The 22,827-nt window shown below is 72.9% G+C and carries 20 protein-coding genes; 7 read left to right on the top strand and 13 right to left on the bottom strand.

Annotated features, from left to right (window positions below):
- Positions 1 to 83: 83 nt before the first annotated feature.
- From ACQB60_RS24415 to ACQB60_RS24365, 11 genes are all read right to left on the bottom strand, one after another.
- Positions 84 to 1,403 (bottom strand): Ni/Fe hydrogenase subunit alpha, encoded by a 1,320-nt coding sequence (locus ACQB60_RS24415; protein ID WP_496928232.1) that lies wholly within the window; start codon positions 1,401 to 1,403, stop codon positions 84 to 86.
- Complete coding sequence (locus tag ACQB60_RS24410) at positions 1,400 to 2,167, bottom strand: NADH-quinone oxidoreductase subunit B family protein (protein WP_496928231.1); 768 nt, start codon at positions 2,165 to 2,167, stop codon at positions 1,400 to 1,402. The genes ACQB60_RS24415 and ACQB60_RS24410 overlap by 4 nt, the downstream gene beginning before the upstream one ends.
- A gap of 1 nt (position 2,168) precedes the next feature.
- Positions 2,169 to 2,987, bottom strand: coding sequence for an FAD/NAD(P)-binding protein (locus tag ACQB60_RS24405; RefSeq protein ID WP_496928230.1), 819 nt, complete (start codon positions 2,985 to 2,987; stop codon positions 2,169 to 2,171).
- On the bottom strand, positions 2,984 to 3,442 hold the full coding sequence (locus tag ACQB60_RS24400; protein WP_496928229.1) for a cyclic nucleotide-binding domain-containing protein: 459 nt from the start codon (positions 3,440 to 3,442) through the stop codon (positions 2,984 to 2,986). The genes ACQB60_RS24405 and ACQB60_RS24400 overlap by 4 nt, the downstream gene beginning before the upstream one ends.
- Positions 3,439 to 4,623 carry a 4Fe-4S dicluster domain-containing protein gene (locus ACQB60_RS24395; protein WP_496928228.1) on the bottom strand — a complete coding sequence of 395 codons (1,185 nt, stop codon included), beginning with the start codon at positions 4,621 to 4,623 and terminating at the stop codon, positions 3,439 to 3,441. Before ACQB60_RS24395 ends, ACQB60_RS24400 begins: the two co-directional genes overlap by 4 nt.
- A 129-nt stretch (positions 4,624 to 4,752) precedes the next feature.
- Positions 4,753 to 5,259, bottom strand: coding sequence for a flavodoxin domain-containing protein (locus tag ACQB60_RS24390; RefSeq protein WP_496928227.1), 507 nt, complete (start codon positions 5,257 to 5,259; stop codon positions 4,753 to 4,755).
- 125 nt (positions 5,260 to 5,384) lie between these two features.
- Positions 5,385 to 6,110 (bottom strand): CBS domain-containing protein, encoded by a 726-nt coding sequence (locus tag ACQB60_RS24385; protein WP_496928226.1) that lies wholly within the window; start codon positions 6,108 to 6,110, stop codon positions 5,385 to 5,387.
- A 56-nt stretch (positions 6,111 to 6,166) separates the two neighbouring features.
- Positions 6,167 to 8,842, bottom strand: coding sequence for a bifunctional acetate--CoA ligase family protein/GNAT family N-acetyltransferase (locus tag ACQB60_RS24380; protein ID WP_496928225.1), 2,676 nt, complete (start codon positions 8,840 to 8,842; stop codon positions 6,167 to 6,169).
- A gap of 94 nt (positions 8,843 to 8,936) precedes the next feature.
- Complete coding sequence (locus ACQB60_RS24375; protein ID WP_496928224.1) at positions 8,937 to 9,212, bottom strand: HypC/HybG/HupF family hydrogenase formation chaperone; 276 nt, start codon at positions 9,210 to 9,212, stop codon at positions 8,937 to 8,939.
- A gap of 5 nt (positions 9,213 to 9,217) precedes the next feature.
- Positions 9,218 to 11,521 (bottom strand): carbamoyltransferase HypF, encoded by a 2,304-nt coding sequence (gene hypF, locus ACQB60_RS24370; RefSeq protein WP_496928223.1) that lies wholly within the window; start codon positions 11,519 to 11,521, stop codon positions 9,218 to 9,220.
- Positions 11,518 to 12,021: a hydrogenase maturation protease gene (locus ACQB60_RS24365; protein WP_496928222.1), complete on the bottom strand. Its 504-nt coding sequence runs from the start codon at positions 12,019 to 12,021 to the stop codon at positions 11,518 to 11,520. Before ACQB60_RS24365 ends, hypF begins: the two co-directional genes overlap by 4 nt.
- 193 nt (positions 12,022 to 12,214) lie before the next feature.
- Between ACQB60_RS24365 and ACQB60_RS24360 the strand changes: the two genes are divergently transcribed.
- Together ACQB60_RS24360 and gap are read left to right on the top strand one after the other, a co-directional pair.
- A complete protein-coding gene (locus tag ACQB60_RS24360) occupies positions 12,215 to 13,099 on the top strand; it encodes a universal stress protein (protein ID WP_496928221.1) in 885 nt (294 codons plus the stop codon).
- Between the two features lie 61 nt (positions 13,100 to 13,160).
- Complete coding sequence (gene gap, locus ACQB60_RS24355; protein ID WP_496928220.1) at positions 13,161 to 14,189, top strand: type I glyceraldehyde-3-phosphate dehydrogenase; 1,029 nt, start codon at positions 13,161 to 13,163, stop codon at positions 14,187 to 14,189.
- Positions 14,190 to 14,219: 30 nt separating this feature from the next.
- Here the strand turns inward: gap and ACQB60_RS24350 are convergent, their stop codons facing one another.
- Positions 14,220 to 15,026 carry a universal stress protein gene (locus ACQB60_RS24350; protein ID WP_496928219.1) on the bottom strand — a complete coding sequence of 269 codons (807 nt, stop codon included), beginning with the start codon at positions 15,024 to 15,026 and terminating at the stop codon, positions 14,220 to 14,222.
- A 270-nt stretch (positions 15,027 to 15,296) separates the two neighbouring features.
- On the opposite strand from ACQB60_RS24350, the gene ACQB60_RS24345 reads away from it, so the two are divergent.
- The 3 genes from ACQB60_RS24345 (at position 15,297) to ACQB60_RS24335 (ending at position 19,913) form a co-directional block, all read left to right on the top strand.
- A complete protein-coding gene (locus ACQB60_RS24345) occupies positions 15,297 to 16,220 on the top strand; it encodes a universal stress protein (RefSeq protein ID WP_496928218.1) in 924 nt (307 codons plus the stop codon).
- 62 nt (positions 16,221 to 16,282) lie between these two features.
- Positions 16,283 to 18,967 (top strand): pyruvate, phosphate dikinase, encoded by a 2,685-nt coding sequence (ppdK, locus tag ACQB60_RS24340; protein WP_496928217.1) that lies wholly within the window; start codon positions 16,283 to 16,285, stop codon positions 18,965 to 18,967.
- A 40-nt stretch (positions 18,968 to 19,007) separates the two neighbouring features.
- Positions 19,008 to 19,913: a universal stress protein gene (locus ACQB60_RS24335; RefSeq protein WP_496928216.1), complete on the top strand. Its 906-nt coding sequence runs from the start codon at positions 19,008 to 19,010 to the stop codon at positions 19,911 to 19,913.
- Positions 19,914 to 19,952: 39 nt separating this feature from the next.
- Here the strand turns inward: ACQB60_RS24335 and ACQB60_RS24330 are convergent, their stop codons facing one another.
- A complete protein-coding gene (locus ACQB60_RS24330) occupies positions 19,953 to 20,465 on the bottom strand; it encodes a DUF2231 domain-containing protein (RefSeq protein ID WP_496928215.1) in 513 nt (170 codons plus the stop codon).
- A 177-nt stretch (positions 20,466 to 20,642) separates the two neighbouring features.
- Here ACQB60_RS24330 and ACQB60_RS24325 point away from each other — a divergent pair, with 177 nt between their 5' ends.
- Positions 20,643 to 21,377: a response regulator transcription factor gene (locus tag ACQB60_RS24325; RefSeq protein ID WP_496928214.1), complete on the top strand. Its 735-nt coding sequence runs from the start codon at positions 20,643 to 20,645 to the stop codon at positions 21,375 to 21,377.
- On the top strand, positions 21,374 to 22,813 hold the full coding sequence (locus tag ACQB60_RS24320) for a HAMP domain-containing sensor histidine kinase (protein WP_496928213.1): 1,440 nt from the start codon (positions 21,374 to 21,376) through the stop codon (positions 22,811 to 22,813). The genes ACQB60_RS24325 and ACQB60_RS24320 overlap by 4 nt, the downstream gene beginning before the upstream one ends.
- The last annotated feature ends 14 nt before the right edge of the window (positions 22,814 to 22,827 follow it).

Genomic DNA, 22,827 nt, shown 5'->3' with positions numbered 1-22,827 from the left:
GGCCGACGCTGACGACGGTGTGCGACATCACGTCGCTGACGATGTGCGGGCTGCCCTGCATGGCCGTACCTCCAAGCGGTCGGCTAGCCGCGGTCGATGGTCAGGTCGAGGAAGTGGGTGGAGCACGAGATGCACGGGTCGTGGTTGCGGATGGCCCGCTCGCACAGATGCGTCAACGCATGGTCGTCCAGGCCGAGTTCGTGCATCCCGAACTGTGCGACCTGGCGCAGATCCGCCTCGATCGCGCCCTGGTTCTGGGCGGTCGGCGGGACCAGCCGGGCGTCGCGGACGGTGCCGTCGCCGTCCAGGACGTAGCGGTGGTAGAGCAGCCCGCGAGGCGCCTCGGTCGCGCCGTGCCCGGTGCCCGCGCGGCCCGGGACCGCGACGTACGGGTGGGGCGGCGGCTCGTAGGAGTCGATGATCCGCAGCGCCTCGTCGACGGCGTACACGACCTCGACGGCGCGGACCAGGATGGACCGGAACGGGTTGCGGCACACGCCCTCGCCGAGCCCGGCGGCCGCGGCCGCGTCGAGAGCCGTGGGGGACAGCAGGTCCCTGCTGAGCGCGAACCGGGCGAGCGATCCGGTGAGATGGCGCCGCCCGTCGAGCCGCGCGTGCAGCGCCGTGGAGTGCGGCAGGTGCTCCTCGTGTACGTGTTCCAGGAAGTCCCGCACCGGGAAGGGGCGCCGCTCGCCGTCGGTGCGCAGCACCGTCGGTGTGCCGCTCTCGATGGCGTAGGTGTCGGGGGCTGTCAGCGCGAACAGGTCGGCGTCGACGTGTGCCTCGGGGAAGCCGAAGCCCGCCACCCAGCGCACCGTCTCCCATGCGTCCTCGGCGGCTCGTCGCAACTGGGCGGCAAGCGGCCGGAGTTCGGACCGGGCGGGCGCGCGGTGGAAGCCTCCGACGCGCACGTTCACCGGATGGATGGCGCGCCCGCCGAGCAGCTCCAGGATCGCGTTGCCCGCCTGCTTGAGGCGCAGCCCCCGCTCCACCGCCGCCCTGTCGGTGCGCGCGAGATCGATCGCGCTGTCGCAGCCCAGGAAGTCCGGGGCGTGCAGCAGATAGATGTGCAGCGTCTGGCTCTCGATCCACTCGCCGCAGTACAGCAGGCGCCGCAACTCCCGTATGCCGTACGGGATGTCGACGCCGCAGGCGTCCTCGATCGCCGCGCAGGCGCTCAGCTGGTAGGCGACGGGGCAGATGCCGCAGACCCGTGCGGTGATGTCGGGAGGTTCGGTGTGGGCGCGGCCGCGCAGGAACGCCTCGAAGAAGCGCGGCGGTTCATAGATCTGGAGCCGGGCCTCGCTCACCTGCCCGCCGTGGACCGTGAGGTGCAGGGCCCCTTCGCCCTCGACCCGGGCGAGCGAGCCGACCCGCAGGACGCGCGAGCCGCGGTGGCTCATGACCTCAACTCCTCTGCGAATGCGGCGGTGTTGAAGGTGTGCAGGAAGCGCTCGACGTCGCGGTCGCTCATCCCGTCGCGGCGCAGCAGTGGTATCTCGGCGGGCAGGTTCACCGAACCGGACGGGCCGAAGCACCCGTAGCAGCCGCGACCGTACGCGGGGCAGAGCGCGCCGCATCCGGCGTGGGTGACCGGGCCCAGGCAGGGGGTGCCGTGGGCGACGGTGACGCAGACGGTGCCGCGCCGTTTGCACTCGAAGCAGACGCTGTGGCTGGAGATGCCGGGCTTGCGGCCGGCCAGGTAGGCGGTGATGACCTCCAGGAGCTGCCCGCGGTCGATGGGGCAGCCGCGCAGCTCGAAGTCGACGTCCACATGGGCCGATACGGGGGTGGAGGTGGCGAGCGTGTCGATGTAGTCGGGGCGGGCGTAGACGGTGCGGCGGAACTCCTCGACGTCGGCGAAGTCGCGCAGCGCCTGGATCCCCCCGGCCGTCGCGCACGCGCCGATGGTCACGAGGAAGCGGGACTGCTCGCGGATCGTACGGACCCGGTCCGCGTCCGCCGCCGTCGTGATCGAGCCCTCGACGAGCGCGAGGTCGTAGGGTCCGGGCTCGACGGCGCTGGACGCCTCCAGGAAGTGGGCGATGCGCACCCGCTCGGAGAGTGCGAGCAGTTCGTCCTCGCAGTCGAGCAGGGTGAGCTGGCAGCCGTCGCAGGACGCCAGCTTGAATACGGCCAGCGAGGGAGGTGCGGAGTCGCCGGGCATGTCACAACTCCCTTACGTGTAAGAGGGGTTCGGCGGACGCCCAGTCGACGACGGGGCCGTCCCGGCACAGCAGGACGCCGCCGAGCTGGCAGTGACCGCAGTGCCCGGTGGCGCAGCGCATGTTGCGTTCCAGGGACACCTGGACGTGCCGGGCGGGGACCCCTCGGTGGCACAGGTCTCGGGCGGTGGCGCGGATCATGACCTCGGGGCCGCAGACGAAGGCGGTGGTGTGCTCCGGCCGGAACGGGGCGTCGGTCAGGAGCGTGGTGACCAGTCCGACGCGGCCGGTCCAGGAGGGAGCCGGGTGGTCGACGGTGACCGCGCAGTGCAACGCCGTCGAGTCCGCCGTCCAGGCGCGTACCTGGTCCGCGTAGAGCAGCTCGTCGGGGCTGCGGGTGCCGATCAGGAGGCTGAGGCGTCCGTACGTGTCCGGGGCGGCCAGCACGTCCAGGATCAGGGGGCGCAGCGGCGCGAGGCCGATACCGCCCGCCACGACCAGCACGTCGCGCCCGGCCGCACGCGTCATGTCCCAGCCCGCGCCGAAGGGTCCCCGCAGGCCGACCTGCTGGCCGGGCCGCAGCCCGCACAGGGCGCCCGAGCCCGCGCCGACCGCCCGCACGGTGTGCACCAGTTCGCGCTCGTCGATGCGGGCGACGGAGACCGGGATGTCGCCGACACCGAAGGCGTACACCATCGCGAACTGTCCGGGCGCGAAGGCGGCGAGGGCCGACGGCCCGGCCGGTGCCACGGTGAGCGACACGGTGTCGGCCGTCTCGGTGCGCACATCGGTGACGCGGTACGGCAGGGGCGCGGACGTCACCGTGGACTGCCGCTGCCGTACGGGGCGTACAGGTCGAGCAGGCGGATGCGGGCGGACTGCAGCCGGTGGGCGAGGACCCGGCCGACCCAGCCGGTGACGGCCTGCCCGAACTCCGGGTCGGTGGCGCACAGGGACCGGACCGCGGCCGCGTCGAATTCCCAGAGGCGTACGGGGCTCGTCGCCTCCGCGCCCAACTGCCATACGTGCGGGGTGAACAGCCAGGACCAGCCGACGAGATCCTCGTGCCCGAGCGTCTCGATGACCGCGGCACGCCTGCCCGGGACGTGGAGGTCGAGGGTGACGGTGCCGGTGCGCACGATCCAGAACCGGTCGGCGTGCCCGCCCTCCTCGAAGAGCCGGGCTCCCGCATCGAAGGCGACTTCGCGTGCGAGGCGCATCAGTTGTTCCCGGTGGTGCATCGACAGAGCCGTGTGGAGGGTGGTGGTGGGGGTCATCGGCCGGTCTCCTCTCCTTCTTCGTGCTTCCGTTCCCTGTCCAGCCGTGCCGCGAGCTCGTCGTGCAGGGCGGACGCCTCCTCGGTGATGTCGATGGCGACCGGGCACCAGGTGACGCAGCGCCCGCAGCCCACGCAGCCGGTGGAGTCGAACTGGTCGTGCCAGGTGCCGAGTTTGTGGGTGAGCCACTGGCGGTAGCGGCTGCGCGGGGACGAACGCACCGGCCCGCCGTGCAGGTGGGAGAAGTCGAGGTCGAAGCAGGAGTCCCAGCGCTGCCAGCGCTCGGCGTGGTCGCCGGTGAGGTCCGTGACCTCTTCGGTGGTCGTGCAGAAGCACGTGGGGCACACCATGGTGCAGTTGCCGCAGGTGAGGCAGCGAGAGGCGACGTCGTCCCAGCGTTCGGCGTCGAGGCTGTCGCGCATGAGCGCATGGAGGTTCACCGGGGGCATGCTCCGGCCCATCCGGTGCCGGGCCGCCTCCACGGCACTTCGTGCCGCCGTCTCCGTGCTGATGTCACCACTCCTGTGCGGTAGTTGGGACAGCAGCTCGGTGCCTTCCCGGCTCCCCGCGCGCACGAAGAACCGGTGCCCTGCCGCGTCCACCACTTCGGTGAGCGCGAGGTCGAAGGCGGCGTCCGCCGGGTCGGCCGCCGGGCCGCCGCCCATCGAGACGCAGAAGCAGGTGGCCCCGGGCTCGGTGCACTCGGCGGCGATCAGGAACGCGCCGGTGCGGCGGGCGCGGTAGCCGGAGTCCGCGTACCGTCCCCCCGTCAGGACACGGTCCTGGATGGCGATGGCCCGCAGGTCGCAGGGGCGCACGCCGAGGAAGGCGTACGACGGCTGTGCGGTCCGGGCCGCGGTGACCGAAAGGGCTCCGTCGGCCGAGCGGTCGACGCTCCACACCTGCTCGCGCTGGGGGTGCAGAAAGTTCTTCCAGGAGTGCGGGCCCGACGTATGGGCGAACGCCGCGCCGTCGGCGCGCGGGACGAGCCGGTAGCGGCCCGCGTCGAGCTCGCTGCCCCAGCCGAAGGGCAGCTCGTCGGCGCCCGCCACTTCGGCGAGGACGACGGCACCGTCCCGTACGGTTGGTCCCACGACGGTACGGCCGCGCGCGGCCAGCGTCTTGATCAGACAGTCGAGTCCGCTCCGGTCCAGGACGGCGGTTGCAGCGCTGTCGTTCATGTGCGCCTCCGGGCTTCGGGTCTCTCAACTCCACTTTCGTCTCGCGGAGTTGTTCGTGCCACGGGCCGCCCGGCCTTGGGGGAGGGACCTACGGCCCTGCGCGCTGACGTAGGGCCCGCATCGCGAACGTCATGGGCGCAGGGCGTCCGCGATGTCGTCGGCCCAGGCGTCGATCGCGCCCCAGTCGCGGTAGTCGCCGTAGCGCCCGCCCGCGACCCTGAACAGCATGCCACCGAGCCGCCCCAGGTGGCTGGGGCGAATCACGCCGGAGAAGCGGCGGTACCCGCGCGGCCCGATCGACTCGACGAGCCGCACGATGTCCGGTTGTTCGGCACGTTCGGCGATGCGCCGCAGTGGGCCGCGCAGGGCGGCGACCATGCCCACGCTGAACATCCACACGGGCAGGGCGGCCAGGTCGTCGTGGTGCCGCCGCACGAACGCGGAGGCGTCCGGCAGCCACGCGCCGTGGTGCACGGCGCTTCCGACGACCGCCGCCGTGCAGTCCAGCGAAGAGCGGATCTCGTGCGCGGGCAGGACTTCTGTGCGGTGGCCGCGCACGTCGAGCCGGGACGCGATCCGCTCGGCCACGTCCCGGGTGGATCCGTGGTCGCTCGCGTAGCTGACCAGCACCGCCATGGTCGTCCACCCTCCTTCGCCCTCGCGGGCAGGCGATGGCACCACACCCGGGCCCGGGGCGGCGAACCGGAGTGCGCCCCGGGCTCCGTGAGTGCCGGCTCACGAGCGGGGACAGTGCCCGTAGGTCACCGCCGCCGCAGCCATTCCTCCGTGACGCCGTGCAGGGACTCCTGGTACGGGCGCAGATGGGAGTCGTCCAGGCGGTAGGTCAGCTTGTCGACGACGTCGACGACGCCGTCCATGCGGCTGGTCATGCCGGCCGCGATCGCCTTCTCGCTGCGCCTCTCCAGCCGTCCTTGCAGCGTCACCACGCCGTGGTGCACGTCCACCGAGATGAGTCCCGGGGGCTGCCCGAGCGCACGCATCAGCACTTCGTCGATCACGTTGCGCCGAATTTCCGTGTCGGTCCTGAGGAACACGTGGAGGAGGTCCCGACGGGTGACGATGCCGACGAGCCGGCCCTCCTCGTCCACCACGGGCAGCCGCTCGACCCGGTGCTCGACCATGGTGCGTGCCGCCGCGGGAACCGTGGCGTCCGCGCGCACCGTGACGGCGGGGGACGACATCAGAGCTCCGGCGGTACGGGCGGTGGCCTTGGCGGCGGCCGTGCGGCGGGCGCGGCTCAGCGAGGACCACCGCGGGTGGCGCGCTCCGGGTTCGTGCCCCTGAGCCTGCCGGAACACCAGGTCGGTCTCCGAGATCACGCCGATGACCTTGTCGTCCTCGTCGAGGACGGGAAGACCGCTGATGCGGTGCTCGGCGAGGAGCCGGGCGACTTCCTTGAACGGGGTCCCGTAGCGGGCGACGACGACGTCATCGTTCATCACCTCGCCGGTCCTGGTGTGCTTCATGGCGATCCTCCTCGGTGGCAACGGCCTTGACAGACAGAGGTGTTGGCGCCGGCTGTTCAGCGCAGTCGGCGCAGGTACGGGTCGTGGGGCTGCCGGGGCTCGAGGCGGACCCGGACGTCCAGCGCGGTGATGCCGTGCGGTCCGGCAAGCACCGGATTGAGGTCGGCCTCGGCCAGCTGCGGCAGATCGCAGGCCATCCGGGACAGCCGGTGCAGGAGCAGCTCGAGGCCGTCGAGGTCGGCCGTGGGGGCGCCCGCATAGCCGAAGAGCAGCGGTGCGCACCGCGGGGCGGTGATCAGCTCGTGTGCGTCGCGGTCACTGAGCGGTGCCAGGCGGGCCGCGTGATCGGCGAGGAGCTCGGTCGCCGTGCCGCCGTGGCCGAAGACGACGAGCGGGCCGAACACCTCGTCCTGGACCACCCCGGCGAACAGTTCGGTGCCGCGGTCGGCCAGTGGCTGGATCACGACGCCGGTCATCCGGTCGCCGAAGCGGGTCACCAAGTCGCGGTGCGCGGCCCGCACTTGCTGGTCACCGCGCAGGTCGAGGTGGAGGGCGCGCTGTTCGCTCTTGTGCAGCAGTCCGGGCCAGTGCGCCTTCATCACGACGCGCCCGTCGGCGCCCGCGATGCGCTCCGCCGCCGTGACGGCCTCGTCCTCGTCCCGGGCCCAGGCCCACGGGGACTGCGGGATGTCGTAGACGGTGAGCAGCGCGGCGGTCGTGCGCGGGTCGAGCCAGCCCCCGTCGGGCTGCTCGTCGAGAAAAGCCTCCACGATCCGGTGCGCGGCGCCGGTGTCGATGCCGGGCAGTTGCGGGTGGATGTCGGGCTGCCGGTCCAGCCACCGTCGCCGGGCGGCGGCGTGGGCCAGGGCCCGGGCGGCTTCCTGTGCGTCGCCGTAGGCGGGCACCGCTCCCGGGAGCAGCTTGACGCGGGGCGCCTGCGCGGGCAGCACGGCCACCACCGGTCGCGGCAGCCGGGGACCGGTCCGGTCGAGGGCGTGCGGCAGGTCGTCCCCGGTCGCGGAGGTCACGGCCGTGGGGACGAGGAGCACCAGGACCGCGTCCACCGCGCCGTGCGTGGCCAAGCGCTCGACACAGGAGCGGAGTTGCTCTTCTCCGATCATGGGAGTGGTGTCCACGGGGTTGGTGGCGCTCGCTCCGGAGGGCAGCCCGCCGAGCAGTTCGTCGACCAGGTCCGAGCCGAGTGGCGGCACGACGAGGCCGGCCTCCTCGCAGGCGTCGGCGGCCAGTACGGCGGCGCCGCCCGCGTTGCTGACGATGGCGACGTTCGTGCCGGTGGGGAGCGGTTGTGTGTGCATGAGGGCCGCGGTGTCGAGCAGTTCACCGATCGTGCGGGTGGCGGTCACCCCGGCCTGGGTGAACAGTGCCTGGCGGGTCATGGTGCGGGTGGCGGCGGCCGTGGTGTGTGAGGCGGCGGCCCGCCGCCCTGCGTCCGAGCGTCCGGCGTCCACGGTCAGCACCGGCATGGCGCGGGCCACGCGGCGGGCGGTGCGGGCGAACGCGCGCGGGTTGCCGAACGACTCCAGGTGCAGCAACGCGAGATCCGTACGCTGGTCCTGTTCCCACCACTGGAGCATGTCGTTGCCGCTGACGTCGTACTTGTCTCCGAGCGACACGAAGGTGGAGACGCCGATGCCCAGGCGGCGAAGGCCGGCGAGCAGGGCGATGCCGACGCCGCCGGACTGCACCGCCACACCGGCGGTGCCGGGGCCCGGGTGGCGGGCGGCGAAGGTGGCGTCGAGGTTGACGACGGGCTCGGTGTTGGCGAGACCGAGGCAGTTGGGCCCGGCCATCCGCATGCCGTGGCGCCGGCAGGTGTCGAGGAGGGCCGCGGCCGTCGTGGCGTCGAGCCCGGCGGAGACGACACACAGGGCCCGCACGCCGCACCGGCCGCACTCCTCGGCCACGTCAGGGACGGACGCGGCGGGGACGGCGATCACCGCGAGGTCGGGCACCAGCGGAAGGTCCGACACCGAGGGGCAGGTGTGGATGCCCATGATGGTCACCGGCTCGGGGTGCACGGCGAACAGCTGCCCGGCGAAGGGGCCGGTGCGCAGATTGCGGAGCACCGCGCGTCCGACGGACCCGGCCTTGCGCCCCGCCCCGACGACGACCACCGAGCCGGGCCGCAGCAAGGGGCGCAGACTTGCCACGTCGGCGACACCGGCGCGTGCGTCCAGCTTGGCCAAGTAGCTCTCGTCGGAGGCGAGTTGTACGGTGCAGCGCACCTCGGGGCCGTCCCAGCGGCGGTCGACCCGCAGGCCGAGGTCGGTGAAGACCTTGAGGACCTCGTGGTTCTCGGCGAGCGCGTCCGCGCTGAAGGCCGTGATCCCCGCGGTGCGTGCGGCGTCCGCCAGGTGTTCCAGGAGCAGCGTGCCGATGCCACGGTGGTGCCAGGCGTCACCGACGGCCAGGGAGATCTCGGCGGCGCTGGAGTCCGGCACCGCCTCGTACTCGGCCAGGCCGATCAGCGCGTCCCCGTGCTCGGCGGCCAGGGCGCGGTAGGCGGGACGGGCGGGACGGGCCACGCGGTCGGCGGCCTGCCGGGCACTGGCGGCGCCGACCGAGAAGAAGCGCAGCCGCAGGTTCTCGGGCGACATCTCCTGGTAGAAGCGCCGGACGGCGTCCTGGTCGTCCGGTCCCGCGGTGCGTATCCGTACGGTCGTCCCGTCCGCCAGCAGTGCGTACACCGGTGCCGCCTTGGTCTCGGACATCACGGATCCCTCCGTCCGGGTTCGCCTCAAGCCTCCTGCCCGGGCGTCGCCGCCCCCAGAGGCTGCACGGACCGGCGGGAGGGCCAAGTGGCCTTCAAGAACCGTCCGTTCGGCCGGGCAGGGGCTCCCCCAGTTCGCCCGCCACCTGGTCGGCCATGGCCCGCAGGACGGTCAGCGTGCGCTCGGCCTCGGCCTCGTCGACCTCGGTGATGGCGAAGCCGACGTGGACGATCACATACGATCCCGCGTCCGCGTGCGGGCAGTAGGCGAGGCAGACCTCGCGCCGGACACCGCCGAAGTCGACGCTGCCCATGCGCACGCCGTCGCTGTCGTGGACGTCGAGGATCCGGCCGGGAATGCCCAGGCACATGGGGCTCACCCTCTCTCGGTCGATGCGGCGAGCCGGGCGGCGGCAATGGCCGCCTGCCCGTAGCTGATCCCCCCGTCGTTGACCGGCACTCCGCGGCCGGTCAGGACACGCAGCCCCTGGGCGCGCAGCCGCGTGCGCACACCGGTGAGGAGCCTGAGGTTCTGGAAGCAGCCACCTGCCAGACACACGGTGTGCGGCGCTCCCTCGGCGACGACGCGACCGACGAGGTCCGCGGTCACTTCGGCGACGGTGGTGTGGAAGGCCGCCGCCAAGTGCGCGATGTCCACGGCGTGGTGACGGGCGGTCAGCAGGGCGCTCAGGGTCGGAGCCGGGTCATACACCCACAACCCGTCCCGGCGCGCCAGGCGCCAGGGCAGTGCCGCGGCCCGGCGCACCCCGAAGGCCGCGTTCTCCAGGGCGAGCGCGGCCTGTCCTTCGTACGAGACGGTGTCGCCGAGCCCGAGCAGACTGGCCACCGCGTCGAAGAGGCGGCCCGCGCTGGAGGCACGCGGGCAATTGACGTCCCGCGAGATCATGGTCCGCACCGCGCGGCAGCCGGGGCGGTCGGTGAGAGCGGAGCCGAACTCCGCGCCGGGGCGCGGGAATCCGAGCTCCTCAGTGCCGTGCAGGTATCCGAGTGCCATCCGCCACGGATGTCGTACCGCGGCCTCCCCGCCGGGCAGCGGGGCGTAGGCGAACCGCCCGACGCGGCGGTGGCCGACGAGGTCGGCGACGAGGATCTCGCCGCCCCACAGCGTGCCGTCGTCACCGAGCCCGAGCCCGTCGTAGGCGACGCCGACGAACGGTGTGTCCAGTCCGTGCTCGGCCGCCACCGCCGCGACGTGGGCGTGATGATGCTGCACGGGGATGTGGTGTTCGACCGGCAGTGCGCGGGCCCACAGCGTGGAGCGGTAGCGGGGATGCAGGTCGTGGGCGACCGCTCGTGGGGAGATGCCGGTGAGGCGGGACAGGTCGGCGTGTCCGCGCAGGAACGCCTCGTACGTCGCCTCGTCCGTCAAGTCGCCGGTGTGTGCGGCCACATGGGCGCGAGCGCCCTCGGCCAGGGTGAACGTGTGCTTGAGCTGGGCCCCGGCGCCGAGCACGGGGACGGGGGCGGGGCGCGGCAGGAGGAGCGGAGCGGGCGCGTAGCCGCGGGCGCGCCGCATCACCTGGACGCCGCCTGCGGCGACCTGGACGACGGAGTCGTCGTAGCGGGCGCGCAGGGGCCGGTCGTGGGTGAGGAAGGCGTCGGCCACCGCCGCCAGCACGGTGCGGGCCTCGGCGTCGTCGATGACGATCGGACCGCCGGAGAGGTTGCCGCTGGTGACGACGAGGGGGCGGCACAGGGAGTCGAGCAGCAGGTGGTGCAGTCCCGTGGTGGGCAGGAACAGACCGATGCGGCCGGTGCCCGGGTGAACGCCGGTACAGGTGCGACCGGTTCGGGCCGGAACCAGCACCACGGGACGCTCAGCCGAGGTCAGCACGGCGGCCGCCCGCACGCCGACCTGCGCCAGACGGCGGGCCGCAGCCAGGTCCGGCACCATCACGGCGAGGGGCTTGGCGGGGCGGTGCTTCCTGCGGCGCAGCTCGGCCACGGCCGCCGGGTCGGTCGCGTCGCACACCAGCTGATATCCGCCGAGTCCCTTGACCGCGACGATGCCGCCCGCCCCGATCGTCGCCACCGCCGCCCGCAGGGCATCCTCACCGCGCAGCCCGTCCCAGGACAGGCACGGGCCGCACGCCGGGCAGGCCAGCGGCTCGGCGTGGAACCGCCGGTCGGCGGGGTCCGTGTACTCGGCGGCACACTCCGGGCACAGCGGGAAGTGGCGCATGGTGGTGCGCGCACGGTCGTAGGGCAGGTCCTCGATGACGGTGGCACGGGGGCCGCAGTCCGTGCAGTTGATGAACGGGTAGCGATAGCGGCGGTCCGCCGGGTCGAGGAGCTCGCGGAGGCAGGCTTCGCAGATCGCGGCGTCCGGCGGGACTTCGCGCGGGGCGGTGCGCGGGGCCGCTTCGTGCAGGCTGGCACGCACCGAGAACCCGTGGCCCACCGGCTCGGCGGGCGAGGGCGCATGCGTGACGCGCACGGAGCGGACGGCGGCCAGCGCGGGAGGCCGTTCGCGTAACCTGCCCACCAGTTCGGCGATGTCGGCCGGGGGGCCCGAGGCGGCCAGTTCCACATGCCCGTCGACGTTGCGCACCCACCCGTCCAGGCCGAGGGCGGTCGCCGTCCGATGCACGTAAGGCCGAAACCCCACCCCTTGCACCCGACCGAAGACCTCGATGTGACGCGTGATCCGCCGGGTCATGTCCCGCCGCCGCTGCGGAAGCCGACGATCTCGTGCTCCACTGCGAGGGTGAGCGGTTCGACCTGCGCCGCGACGGCCTCCGAGAGTCCGGTACCCACCGTCCGGTCGGCACCCTCGACCGCGTAGACGACAAGCCGCCCGGGGAGCCGGCCGAGCACACGTGACAGCTCGATGGCCTCACCGAGACCGAGGCCGTGCGAACTCGCCGAACCCTGGGCCTGGCCCAACTGGGCGTCGTCCAGCAGCAGCCGGTGTACGCGCCCCGGGTGCGCGGGTCGCGCCTGCGCCGCGTCCAGGACGACGGCGAGCCCCGCGTTCTCCCACAGGCCGAGGAGCCGTCCCGGGTCGCCGTCGCAGGTCTCCAGGACGGTCCCGGGCGGCAGCGGCCGGGACCGGGCCCGCTCCTTGAGCCGGTCCACCACCGCCCATCCCACGCCGTCGTCGTGCCGGAAGGCGTTGCCGACTCCTATGACCGCGATCTGCACCGCGTGCTTCACCATCGGTCTCCTTCCTCCGGTCCCCTTCCTCCGGTGGGCGCACGCCCATCCTCCGGCGAGCAGAAGGGCGCGTCCATGGGGCCGAACGGACCGGAACGCGGCCCGAATCGTCCCTGCGCCACAGGGCGGCGCGGTGCGACGGTGACGAGAGCAACTCCTCTTCGGTGCTGATGAGTCGGGAAGGCGGCGGGGCACGATGGAGACGCCTCTGGTCGTGGGCGTGGACGGGTCGGACGCCGCCCTGAAGGCCCTGGACTGGGCCGTGGACGAGGCGGTCCGGCACGGCCTCGGGCTGCGGATCGTGTACGCGTTCCTCTGGGCCCGCTACGAGGGCGCCGCGCTCGCCGGCTCCCTCGCGCCCTCCTCCGAGGAAGCGCTGGCCGAGAGCATCGTCGGCGGGGCCGCCGAGCGCGCCCGGCGCCGCGCCCCCGACGTGAGGCTGTCCACGCAGGTGCGGCCCGAGGACGCGGCGCACGCGCTGATCGCCGAGTCGGCGGTCGCCTGGGCCGTGGTGACCGGCTCGCGTGGACGCGGCGGGCTGAAGGGGCTGTTGCTCGGCTCCGTGGGTCTGTCCGTGGCCGCGCGTGCCCACAGTCCGGTGATCGTCGTGCGTGGTGACACCGCGGGTGTCTCGGGCGGGCATGAACGGATTCTGCTGGGCGTGGGGGAGACCACCTCCGGCTCGGAGGCGTTGCGGTTCGCTCTTCGGGAGGCGGAGGCGCGTGGCTGCAAACTCGATGCGGTCAGGGCGTGGCGCTGCCCCGCGCACGAGAGTGTCGACGTCCACGGTGCCGCGGGTGAGGCGGAGCGGCAGCACGAGGAGAAGGCGGAGCGACTGCTCGGCGACGTTCTGGCGGACGCCGCGACGTCCCATCCGAAGGTGGTCGTCCATCGGCGCACCGCAGAAGGCCCGGCGCCCAAGGTGCTCGCCCACCGTACGGCGGCCGCCGACCTCGTGGTCGTCGGCGCCCGGCGCCGCCACGGCCACCTGGGGATGCAGCTCGGCAGGGTGAGTCACACCCTGCTGCACCAGGCGCAGTGCCCGGTGGCGATCGTGCCCGACACGGAGCCGGGCCGGTAAGAGACCACGGACGGGGCCTGAACCTGCTGACAGGCCCACCACCCACCGGGAGGAGCACACCATGAACGTGCCCGTAGGAATCAACGGCTTCGGGCGGGTAGGCCGCGCCTTCCTCCGTGCCGCCCTCGAACGGGCCGGCAGCACGGGCGGCTTGACCGAGGTGGTGGCGGTCAACGACATCGCACCGCCGGGTACGCTCGCGCACCTGCTGGAGTACGACTCGACGTATGGGCGGCTCGGCCGGGCGGTGTCCCACGACGACCGGTCGATCACCGTCGACGGCCACCGCATCGCCGTCACCGCGCACCGGGACCCGGCCGCGCTCGACTGGAGCGGATGCGGGGCGGACGTGGTCGTCGAGTCGACGGGACGCTTCCGGACCCGTGAGGCCGCGGCGACCCACCTCAAGAGCGGCGCGCGCAAGGTGCTGATCTCCGCGCCGGGCAAGGAGGCCGACGCGACGCTCGTCATGGGCGTCAACGAGGACACGTACGACGCCACGCGCCACGACGTGGTCTCAGCGGCCTCCTGCACGACCAACTGCGTCGTGCCCATGGTGTCGGTGCTGCACCAGCGGTTCGGCATCGACAAGGGCCTCATGACCACCATCCACGGCTACACCAACGATCAGGCGCTCCTCGACGGACCTCACAAGGACCTGCGCAGGGCCCGGTCCGCCGCGCTCAGCATCATCCCCACCAGTACGGGGGCCGCCCGGGCCGTCGGACTCGTGGTACCTGAACTGGACGGGGCGCTGGACGGCCTGGCGGTGCGGGTGCCGGTGGAGGACGGTTCGCTCACCGACCTCACGGTGCTGCTGCGCGAGACGGCCGACGTACAGCAGATCAACACCGCGTTCGCCGAGGCGGCCGACGGACGGCTGCGCGGGATCCTGAGGGTCGCCACCGCGCCGATCGTCTCCCGCGACGTGATCGGCGATCCGGCGTCCTGCGTCTTCGACCCCGCCCTCACCCAGGCGCACGGCGGCCTCGTCAAGGTCTTCGGCTGGTACGACAACGAATGGGGCTACGCGAACCGGCTGCTCGATCTGACCGCGCACCTGGCCGCGCCTCTGAGCGCGGACCGTTGACCCGCCCATCAGGGAGGGCACGACCCAGCATCAGGAGGGCACGACGACCACCGGGCACCGGCTGTGCTGGAGCAGGCTCAGCACCGTCCGGCCCAGGCGCCCCTCGTGCCGCCTGCCCACGACGATGACCGCGGCGCTCGCCGAGGCCCGCACCAGGGCGTCGGACGCGATCCGGCTGAGGAACACGTCCGGCAGCACGCGTGCGTCGGGATACTTCTCGCGCCAGGGCCGCAGGACGTCGGACAGCAGCTGCACCTCTTGGTCCTCCCATGTCGCGCGGTCCTTCTCGGGTACCGCGAAGGGAAGCGACGCCAAGGGCGAGGGCGGGTAGCTCCAGATGTGCAGCGCGTGCAGCCGTGCCGTGCGTCGGCAGGCCGCGTCGAGTGCGAAGTCGAGGGCGGCTTCGGCCGGTTCACGGGCGTCAAGGCCCACGGTCACCTTGTCGGCGCGGCGTCGGAGCTCGCCGCTCGACGGCAGAAACGGCACGAGAGCCACGGGCACGGGAGACCGGGAGGCGACGCCGAGCGCCACCGATCCCACGCGCAACCCGGCGTGGCCCCCGGCGCCGCGCATGCCGACCACGACCAGTTCGGCGTTCGCGCCGAGGTCCAGCAGGCGCGGCACGATGCCGCCGGAGCACAGAGTGCCTTCGACGGGGACGTCGTAGCGCGCCATCAGCTGCGGTACGACGCGCCCGGTGTCAGGCGGACCGTCCGTCGCGACGATGTGAGCCGGCCGCAGCGGAAGCCCGCGCCGCCGTGCCTCCTGCGCCGCCCAGTCCATCGCGACCCTGCTGCGCGCCGACCCGTCGACTCCGACAACTACCGTACGGTTCATGCCGGTTCGCCTCCCGTGCAGCTCGTTCGATGCTTCCCGTGCCTCCGTGAAGGTCGTCGCCTTCGTGAGGCTCGTCCTCGTCCTTGTGAGGCGTCCTTGTGAGGCGTCCTCTTCAGGGTCCGCGGCGGGTGTCGCGTCGCGCAGGGGCCGGACGGGCCACCACGCGGGCCCCGCGGCCCCTCGTGGGCGTCCGGGACAAGCGGAACGATGGGATCGGACGGTGAAGAAGTCGGAGAAGAAGCCGAAGAAGACCTCGCGGAAGGTGCCGTCATGCTGCGCCCTGTGGTCGCCGGAGTGGACGAATCCCCCGAAAGCCTCGTAGCCGCCGAGTGGGCCGCCCGAGAAGCGCTCCTGCGCGAGCGGCCGCTGCGGCTCGTGCACGCCTGGAACTGGAGCCCGCACCCGTCGGCCGACCTGCCCTTGGCCGTCACGGCCGTCGGCGGCGGGCAACGCGTGCGGGCACAGGCGGCGCTGGACGCGGCGCGGGCGCGCGCCCATGCAGCCTCCCCGACGGTGCCGTTGACGGCCGAGCTGCGGGAAGGCTCCGCCGCGACCGTTCTGCTGGGGGCCGCCGAGGCCGCCGAGGTGCTGGTCCTCGGCTCACGCGGGCTCGGCGCGGTCAGGGGGGCCGTCGTGGGGTCGGTGGCCCTGGGCGTGGCGGGTGCGGCGTCCGTACCCGTCGTGCTGGTCCGCGCCGGAACTCCGCGCGGCAGCGCGCCAGGCACCGGACACGAGGACAGGGCGACATCACCCGGCCCGGCCCGCCCTGACGTCGTCCTTGGTCTCGACCTCGCCGACCCGAGTGACGAGGTGCTCGAATTCGCCTTCGGCGCGGCCGAGTTGCGGGGCACCCGCCTGGCCGTCGTGTCCGCCTGGCGGAGCCCGGCCCGGTTCACGAAGGGATCGGGCATGCCCGTGTTCGCCGAGGGGCCGCCGCGCGAGGGGGAGGCGCACGACTTCCAGGAGGCCGTGCTGCGGTCGTGGCGCGACAAATACCCCCACGTGGAGATCGTCGTGACGGTCGTCGAAGGACGGGCCGCGACGCCGCTCCTCGCCGCCGCCGAGGAAGCCAGTCTCGTCGTGGTCGGACGGCACGTGCACGAAGGACACCGTCCGGCCCACCACAACGGCCCCGTCGCCCACGCGGTGATGCACCACGCCCGCTGCCCCGTCGCGGTCGTCCCGCACCCCTGACCCGCCGGCCCCCTACCGGCCCGCGACCGTCACCCCACCCGCACGCCCGAGGAAGGACAGCGATGAGCAGGCCGAAGCAGTACGTGTACGCCTTCGCCGACGGCAACCGGGACCAGGCCGACCTGCTCGGCGCCAAGGGCGCGGGCCTCGCGGAGATGACCGGTCTGGGGCTGCCCGTGCCCCCTGGCTTCACCGTCACGACCGAGGCGTGCCGGGCCTTCCTGGCCACGGGTGAGGAGCCGCCGGAGCTGGGCGTCGAGGTGGCACAGCAACTGGTCGCCCTGGAAAGGGCCGTGGGCCGGACCCTGGGGGCCGCCGACGATCCGCTGCTCGTGTCGGTGCGCTCCGGGGGCAGGTTCTCCATGCCCGGAATGATGGAGACGATCCTCGACATCGGCCTGGGCGACTCTGGCGTGGCGGGGCTGGCCCGGGCCACCGGGCAGGAACGGTCCGCCTGGGACTCGTACCGCCGACTGCTGCAGATGTTCGGGCACACCGTGATGAGCGTCGACGCCACCCTTTTCGAAGACCTCATCACGGCCCGCAAGAAGACGTACGGCATCAAGAGCGACAGCGAGCTGGACACCGGTCAACTCAAGGACCTCATCGATGAGTTCAAGTCACTGATCCGGCGGGAGAGCGGCGAGGATTTCCCCCAGGACCCCGTCGCGCAGCTCCAGCTGGCCATCCGCGCGGTGTTCGCCTCCTGGAACAGTGAACGGGCCCGCCTGTACCGCAGGCGCGAGCACATCCCCGACGACCTCGGCACCGCCGTCACCGTCCAGGCCATGGTGTTCGGCAACCTCGGACCCGACTCGGGCACCGGCGTCGCCTTCACCCGGGACCCCGCCACCGGCGCGCCCGGCCTGTACGGCGACTACCTCCCCGACGCGCAGGGTGAGGACGTCGTGTCCGGGGTGCGCGACGCCCTCACTCTCGATGCGCTGAAGACGGTCCGCCCCGCCCTGTACACCGAACTCGCCGGGCACCTGGACACGTTGGAGCGGCACTACGGCGACCTGTGCGACGTCGAGTTCACGGTCGAGCGCGGCACGCTGTGGATCCTGCAGACCAGGATCGGCAAGCGCACCGCGGACGCGGCGTTCCGGATCGCGTACGACCTCGTCGACGAGGGCCGCATCAGTGAGGACGAGGCGCTGGCACGCGTCGACGGGGCCGCCCTGAACCGGTTGATGTTCCCGCGCTTCGCCAGGCGACCCTCCGACGTGCCCCTCGCCCATGGGGTGGCAGCCTCGCCGGGAGCCGCGGTGGGCGCGGTCGTCTTCGACTCGGAGAGTGCCGTACGTCGGCACGGTGCGGGCCAGCGCGTCGTCCTCGTACGCCGGGAGACCACCCCCGACGACCTGCCCGGAATGATCGTCGCCGAGGCCGTGCTCACCAGCCGTGGCGGCAAGACCAGCCATGCCGCCGTCGTGGCCCGCGGCATGGGCACCGTGTGCGTCTGCGGTGCGGACACTCTCACCGTCGACACCGCGGCCCGCCGCCTGACCACCCCGTCCGGGGTGGTGGTGAGCGAGGGCGACACCGTGTCCGTCGACGGCACGGCGGGCACCGTGCACCTCGGGGCGCTGCCGCTGGTCGAGTCCGAAGTCGGGGTGTCCCTCAAGACCGGCGTCCGCACCGGGGTGTTGGGAGATGCCGTGCGACGCGCCCTGGCCCATGCCGACGAGGCGGCTCGACTGGAGGTGCGGGCCAACGCCGACACCCCGGCCGACGCCGCGCTCGCCCGGCGGCTCGGGGCGCGCGGGATCGGGCTGTGCCGCACCGAGCACATGTTCCTGGGGGAGCGCCGGGCCCTGGTCGAGAACATGATCCTCGCGCGGGACGACACCGCCCGCAGGAAGGCCCTGGCGGCGCTGCTGCCCCTGCAACGGCTCGACTTCACCGGAATCCTGCAGGCCATGGACGGCCTGCCGGTCACCATCCGGCTGCTCGATCCGCCCCTGCACGAGTTCCTGCCGGACCTGACGGACCTGACGGTCCGCGTGGCCAAGGCGGCGCGCCCGGACCGGCGTGACAGCGAACTCCTCGACGCCGTACGGCGGTTGCACGAACAGAACCCCATGCTGGGGCTGCGCGGCGTCCGCCTGGGGCTTGCGGTACCCGGCCTGGTCGCCCTGCAGACCCGGGCGATAGCGGAGGCGGTCGCCGGCCGCCTGCGGGACGGCGGGAACCCACAGGCCGAGATCATGATCCCGCTGGTGGCCACCGCCGCCGAACTCGACCTGGCCCGCGCCGAGGTGGAGCAGGTCCTCGCCGACGTGTCGCGCGAGGCGGGCCGCGGCATCCACTGCCCGATCGGCACGATGATCGAACTGCCCCGCGCGGCCCTGACGGCCGCCCACCTCGCCCGCCGCGCCGACTTCTTCTCCTTCGGCACCAACGACCTCACACAGACGGTCTGGGGCATGTCGCGCGACGACGCGGAGGGCTCCTTCTTCCCGCTCTACCTGGACCGCGGCGTCTTCCCGGTCTCCCCCTTCGAGAGCATCGACGAGGAGGGAGTGGGAGACCTGGTGATCCGCGCCGTGACGTCCGGACGGGCCGCCAACCCCCGCCTGACGACAGGGGTGTGCGGCGAACACGGCGGCGACCCCGCCTCCGTCCACTTCTTCCACCGGGCCGGTCTCGACTACGTCTCCTGCTCGCCGTTCCGGATTCCGGCGGCACGTCTCGAGGCGGGCCGGGCGGCGCTCGGCCCGACCCGGGCGAGCGACAGCCGATGAGCCCGAGCGGGAGTCCCGACTCACCAAGGGGGTGACGGACATGCTCAAGCCGATCGTCGTCGGCGTCGACGGTTCCCGGGAGAGCGCCGCGGCGGCCGCATGGGCGGCCAGGGAAGCACAGCTGCGAGACCTGCCCCTGCGCCTGGTGCACGCCTGGGAAGGTCTCCCGCCCCAGGACACGGATGCGACCCTGCCCGAGTTGCAGGCCCCGCAGTACTGGGCCAGGCGGGTCCTGCGCTCCACGAGCGAAGAACTTCTCCTGCGCCACCCCAAGTTGTACATATCCACGGAGCAGATCGTGCTGCCACCGGCCCCGGCGCTCCTGGCCGAGGCGGCGTCTGCCGAACTGCTCGTGCTCGGCAACCAGGGACTGAGCAGCGTCGGCGGGATGTTCGCCGGTTCGGTCGCCATGACGACCGTGGCCCACACGCCGCGGCCGGTGGCACTCGTGCGTGCCGAATGCACCGGCGACAGCGAACTGTTGCGGGACGCGTCCGAGACGGGCCCCGGGGACGCCGCCCGTGCGCCATACCGCGATGTGGCACTCGCCGTGGACCCCCGGACGCCTTGCGAGGCGGTGCTCGAATACGCCTTCCACGCCGCGGAGTTGCGTGGCGCGCCCCTGCGGATCGTCCATGCGTGGCATGTTCCGCTGAGGCACGGCATCGTCGGACCGGACGAGCGGGCCGTGGCCAAAGACGCGGCCGAGCGGGAACTCGCCGTGTCGCTCAGGCCCTGGCGGGACAAGTTCCCGGACGTCTTCGTCCGCGAACTCCTCGTCGAAGGGCGCCCGTCCCACCACGTCATCAGGGCGGCGCGCGGAGCGGGGCTGCTGGTCGTCGGCCGCCGCACCCGGCGTACCGCGATCGGCTCCCACGCGGGGCCCGTGACGCACGCGGTGGTCCATCACGTGAGCTGTCCGGTCGTGGTGGTTCCGCATGCCTGAGGCGAGCGGGGACTCCACGTCACCCGGGAAAGAAGGAGGCTACTTCTCCCCGGTGGAGTAGGCGTCGTGCCAGGCGGCCTGGGCCCCGGAGTCGCCGATCCGGTAGATCTGCACGCCCGCGCCCACCGCGACGACGAGGGACAGGGCAGCGGCGGTGAGGCGCAGGGGTGTGGGCACCGCGGCGCCGGTGGCACCCGAACTCGCGGACTCCGGACGGTGCTTGGTGGCTCGGCGGTAGGACCACCACACGGCGGCGGCCATCACGAACAGTGCGATGACCCAGGGGAGCAGCCCGTCGCCGAGTTCGGCGTGCCTGCGGACCAGGGCATTGCTCTCCACGTGGTCCTCGAGCCACTCGCCGGCGTTCGTCGTGAGGGGGACGCTGGCCAGGGTGACCAGGGCGACCAGGGGGAGGGCGACACCGAAGCGACGCATGACGGACGGCCAGACGGCGCACAGGACGAGTGCCAGCGCGGTCAGGGGTACGAGCACCACGACGGCGTGCACGAGCAGGACGTGCGCAGGGATGCCGTTGATCAGGTCGAGTGCCACAGAGGGCTCCTTGGGAGTTGTCAGGTCCGATCCGGCGACGGGCGGCCAGCCTCACCGCCGAACCTCTGAGGACCTTCTGAAACCGCCCCGCGCGGCCTCCCCCAGCGCCGATTCAGAGGAAACTCAGAGCAACTCCCCGCCCGGCGACGGTCCGCGGCGGGGGATGCTGAAGGAATCATGGACGAGCCGCGAACGACCTCCCCCCTGCACCGCCCCGACGGCGAACCCGTGCGGATCCTCGTCGTCGACGACGAACCCGACGTCACCGACGTCCTGGCCGGAGCCGTGGCGGGGGAGGGCTGGCAGGTGCGCACCGCCGCGGACGGCGCCACCGCTCTCGCGGCCGCCCGGGGCTTCCGGCCCGATGCGGTGGTCCTCGACTGGATGCTGCCCGACCTCGACGGCCTGCAGGTCCTGCGCGCCCTGCGCCGTGAGGCTCCCACCGTGTGCGTGCTGTTCCTGACCGCCCGTGACGCTGTGGAGGACCGCATCGCGGGCATCACCGCGGGCGGCGACGACTACGTCACCAAGCCCTACAGCCTGGAGGAGGTCCTGGCCCGGCTGCGCGGCCTGCTGCGGCGGGCGGGCATGACCGGCGGACCGGGCACGACGTGGCTCACCGTCGGCGACCTCGCCATGGACGAGGAAGCCAGGGAGGTCCGGCGCGGCGGGGACCCCGTCGAGCTGTCCCGCACCGAGTTCGAACTCCTGCGGTTCCTGATGCGCAACCCGCGCCGGGTGCTGTCCAAGGACCTCATCCTGGACCGGGTCTGGGCCTACGACTTCGGCGGCCGCGCCCACGTCGTCGAGCTCTACATCAGCTATCTCCGCAAGAAGATCGACGCCGGGCGCACCCCGATGATCCACACGGTGCGCGGTGTCGGCTACGTCCTCAAGCCGGGCTCCCCGTGAGGCGGCTGCCGCCCCGCACCCTGCGCGGCCAGCTGACCGCCGGACTCGTCACCCTGCTCGCCCTCGCCTGCCTGGCCGTGGGGATCGCCACCGCCCTCGCCCTGCGCGGATTCCTCATGGGGCGCCTGGACGAGCAGCTCACCGCCTCCGGGGGCCGCTTCGCCGCAAGCCTGGAACACGAGGCCGAGCCCGACGCCGACAACCGCCCCGACACCCGGGGCCAGGCCGAATCCACCCTCGGCGCCCGCGTGTTGAACGGCACCGTCGCCCGGGCGGCCGTCGTCGACGACGCCACCGACCGCCCCCTCGCCCTCACCGCCGCGGACCGCCGAGCTCTGACACGGCTCCCCGCCGACGGCCGCGGCCACAGCATCGACCTCTCCGCACTGGGCGCGTACCGCGTGGTGGCGGTCCCGGGCGACGACCGCGATGTCCTCGTCACCGGCCTGCCGCTGCACCCGGTCGAGGAGACCGTGCACCGCCTCGAAGCGGTCGAGGCCGCACTGTTCGGCGCCGCCCTCGCCACCACCGCCCTCGCCGCGGCCCTGTGGGTACGGATCTCCCTGCGCCCCCTCCGACGGGTCACCGCGCGGGCGGCGGAGGTCGCCGGACTGCCGCTCGCCAGCGGTGAGATCGCCTTGCCCGCGCCGCTGCCCGACACCGCACCCCGCACCGAGGTCGGCCAGGTCGGCTCCGCTCTCAACCACATGCTCGGCCACGTCGAGGACGCCCTGACCCGCCGCCAGGCCAGTGAGGAACGGCTCCGGCACTTCGCCGCCGACGCCAGCCACGAGCTGCGCACCCCCGTCGCCAACATCCGCGGCCACGCAGAACTCGCCCTGCGCCACGGGGGCCCCGTCCCCGCCGAGGTCGTCCACGCCCTGGAGCGCATCGACAGCGAGTCACAGCGCATGACACGCCTCGTCGACGACCTGCTCCTTCTCGCCCGCCTGGACGCCGGGCGCCCCCTCGAACGCGAGCCGGTCGACCTCACCCTGCTGATCCTCGACGCCACGGACGACGCACGGGCCGCCGGCCCCGGCCACCACTGGATCCTCGACCTCCCCGAAACCCCGGTCGTCGTCACCGGCGACGCCCACCGGCTCCAGCAGGCCATCGGCAACCTTCTCGCCAACGCCCGGACGCACACCCCGCCCGGCACCGACGTGACCATCGCCCTGACCGTCGACAAGGCGACCGTCTCCCTGAGCGTGAGCGACAACGGACCAGGCATCCCCGAAGGACTCCAGCAGGAGGTCTTCGGCCGCTTCGTCCGCGCCGACCACGCCCGCTCCCGCACCACCGGCAGCACCGGTCTCGGCCTCGCCATCGTCCATGGCGTCATCACCGCGCACCACGGAACCATCACGGTCAGCAGCGACCCCGGACACACCACTTTCCGCCTGACACTGCCTCATCGACACCGTCGCGTGTGACCGCCCCGCACCGG

This window comes from Streptomyces odontotermitis (assembly GCF_050510915.1).
Lineage (GTDB): Bacteria > Actinomycetota > Actinomycetes > Streptomycetales > Streptomycetaceae > Streptomyces.
The sequence above is the reverse complement of the archived record's forward strand: the minus strand, read 5'-3'. Positions and strand labels throughout refer to the sequence as shown.

Coding starts and splice junctions, on each gene's coding strand:
- ACQB60_RS24415 (WP_496928232.1), bottom strand. CDS start 1,403: ATGAGCCACCGCGGCTCGCGCGTCCTGCGGGTCGGCTCGCTCGCCCGG.
- ACQB60_RS24410 (WP_496928231.1), bottom strand. CDS start 2,167: ATGCCCGGCGACTCCGCACCTCCCTCGCTGGCCGTATTCAAGCTGGCG.
- ACQB60_RS24400 (WP_496928229.1), bottom strand. CDS start 3,442: ATGACCCCCACCACCACCCTCCACACGGCTCTGTCGATGCACCACCGG.
- ACQB60_RS24395 (WP_496928228.1), bottom strand. CDS start 4,623: ATGAACGACAGCGCTGCAACCGCCGTCCTGGACCGGAGCGGACTCGAC.
- ACQB60_RS24390 (WP_496928227.1), bottom strand. CDS start 5,259: ATGGCGGTGCTGGTCAGCTACGCGAGCGACCACGGATCCACCCGGGAC.
- ACQB60_RS24385 (WP_496928226.1), bottom strand. CDS start 6,110: ATGAAGCACACCAGGACCGGCGAGGTGATGAACGATGACGTCGTCGTC.
- ACQB60_RS24380 (WP_496928225.1), bottom strand. CDS start 8,842: ATGTCCGAGACCAAGGCGGCACCGGTGTACGCACTGCTGGCGGACGGG.
- ACQB60_RS24375 (WP_496928224.1), bottom strand. CDS start 9,212: ATGTGCCTGGGCATTCCCGGCCGGATCCTCGACGTCCACGACAGCGAC.
- hypF (WP_496928223.1), bottom strand. CDS start 11,521: ATGACCCGGCGGATCACGCGTCACATCGAGGTCTTCGGTCGGGTGCAA.
- ACQB60_RS24365 (WP_496928222.1), bottom strand. CDS start 12,021: ATGGTGAAGCACGCGGTGCAGATCGCGGTCATAGGAGTCGGCAACGCC.
- ACQB60_RS24360 (WP_496928221.1), top strand. CDS start 12,215: ATGGAGACGCCTCTGGTCGTGGGCGTGGACGGGTCGGACGCCGCCCTG.
- gap (WP_496928220.1), top strand. CDS start 13,161: ATGAACGTGCCCGTAGGAATCAACGGCTTCGGGCGGGTAGGCCGCGCC.
- ACQB60_RS24350 (WP_496928219.1), bottom strand. CDS start 15,026: ATGAACCGTACGGTAGTTGTCGGAGTCGACGGGTCGGCGCGCAGCAGG.
- ACQB60_RS24345 (WP_496928218.1), top strand. CDS start 15,297: ATGCTGCGCCCTGTGGTCGCCGGAGTGGACGAATCCCCCGAAAGCCTC.
- ppdK (WP_496928217.1), top strand. CDS start 16,283: ATGAGCAGGCCGAAGCAGTACGTGTACGCCTTCGCCGACGGCAACCGG.
- ACQB60_RS24335 (WP_496928216.1), top strand. CDS start 19,008: ATGCTCAAGCCGATCGTCGTCGGCGTCGACGGTTCCCGGGAGAGCGCC.
- ACQB60_RS24325 (WP_496928214.1), top strand. CDS start 20,643: ATGGACGAGCCGCGAACGACCTCCCCCCTGCACCGCCCCGACGGCGAA.